Source organism: Paenibacillus sp. GYB006, assembly GCF_036577645.1.
Classification (GTDB): Bacteria; Bacillota; Bacilli; order Paenibacillales; family Paenibacillaceae; genus Paenibacillus.
Map to the genome: position 1 here is coordinate 1 of NZ_JARBDA010000044.1, position 1,443 is coordinate 1,443.

General features: G+C 51.6%; 2 tRNA genes and 3 rRNA genes. All 5 read right to left on the reverse strand.

Features of this window, described 5'->3' with window-relative positions:
- Positions 1-123: ribosomal RNA gene (locus tag PV403_RS24760) — 23S ribosomal RNA — on the reverse strand; the annotation flags it as partial.
- Positions 124-309: 186 nt separating this feature from the next.
- Positions 310-385 (reverse strand) — tRNA-Ala (locus PV403_RS24765).
- A gap of 22 nt (positions 386-407) precedes the next feature.
- Positions 408-484: transfer RNA gene (locus PV403_RS24770), tRNA-Ile, on the reverse strand.
- Between the two features lie 36 nt (positions 485-520).
- Positions 521-637: ribosomal RNA gene (gene rrf / locus PV403_RS24775) — 5S ribosomal RNA — on the reverse strand.
- A 142-nt stretch (positions 638-779) separates the two neighbouring features.
- Positions 780-1,443 (reverse strand): 16S ribosomal RNA (locus PV403_RS24780); the annotation flags it as partial.

Genomic DNA, 1,443 nt, shown 5'->3' on the forward strand with positions numbered 1-1,443 from the left:
CCCATTCGGACATCCCCGGATCAAAGCTTGCGTACAGCTCCCCGAGGCAGTATCGTTGTTCGCCACGTCCTTCATCGGCTCCTAGCGCCTAGGCATCCTCCGTGTGCTCTTAATAGCTTAACCATATGCTCATTTTTGACTGATTCACTCCGGTTGGCATTCGCCAAAAGTCGTTCATCATTCAAAAATTTCGCTAAGCAATCTATTAATCTTCACTTGTTTAACACAAGTTCAGCTTAAAGGATATTTCTAAAATCGCAAAATTGTTTCGTTATCTAGTTTTCAAGGATCAAGTTTGAAAAATGTTTTTGGTGGAGCCAAGCGGGATCGAACCGCTGACCTCCTGCGTGCAAGGCAGGCGCTCTCCCAGCTGAGCTATGGCCCCATAATGGGATTATTAAGTTAAATGGTGGGCCCTAGTGGACTCGAACCACCGACCTCACCCTTATCAGGGGTGCGCTCTAACCAGCTGAGCTAAGGGCCCTCAATATGAAGCTTGTACATCCCTATAAAGGGTTGCGCTTGGCGGCGTCCTACTCTCCCAGGACCCTGCGGTCCAAGTACCATCGGCGCTGGAGGGCTTAACGGTCGTGTTCGGGATGGGTACGTGTGGAACCCCTCCGCTATCGCCACCAAACGCATGATTGAAGCCATTCAATCATATAGTGTATAAGTTGAAAGAGTCTTGCTCTCTCAAAACTGAACAACGAGTGAGTGTGCTCGGAAGCTTAGCTTCCATATATTTGAATGTTTCCGTTTCAGGAAACGATTCTCCATAGAAAGGAGGTGATCCAGCCGCACCTTCCGATACGGCTACCTTGTTACGACTTCACCCCAATCATCTACCCCACCTTCGACGGCTGGCTCCTTGCGGTTACCCCACCGGCTTCGGGTGTTGTAAACTCTCGTGGTGTGACGGGCGGTGTGTACAAGACCCGGGAACGTATTCACCGCGGCATGCTGATCCGCGATTACTAGCAATTCCGACTTCATGCAGGCGAGTTGCAGCCTGCAATCCGAACTGAGACCGGCTTTTAAGGATTTGCTCCACCTCGCGGCTTTGCTGCCCGTTGTACCGGCCATTGTAGTACGTGTGTAGCCCAGGTCATAAGGGGCATGATGATTTGACGTCATCCCCACCTTCCTCCGGTTTGTCACCGGCAGTCACCTTAGAGTGCCCACCCGAAGTGCTGGCAACTAAGATCAAGGGTTGCGCTCGTTGCGGGACTTAACCCAACATCTCACGACACGAGCTGACGACAACCATGCACCACCTGTCTCCTCTGTCCCGAAGGAAAGGCCTATCTCTAGACCGATCAGAGGGATGTCAAGACCTGGTAAGGTTCTTCGCGTTGCTTCGAATTAAACCACATACTCCACTGCTTGTGCGGGTCCCCGTCAATTCCTTTGAGTTTCAGTCTTGCGACCGTACTCCCCAGGCGG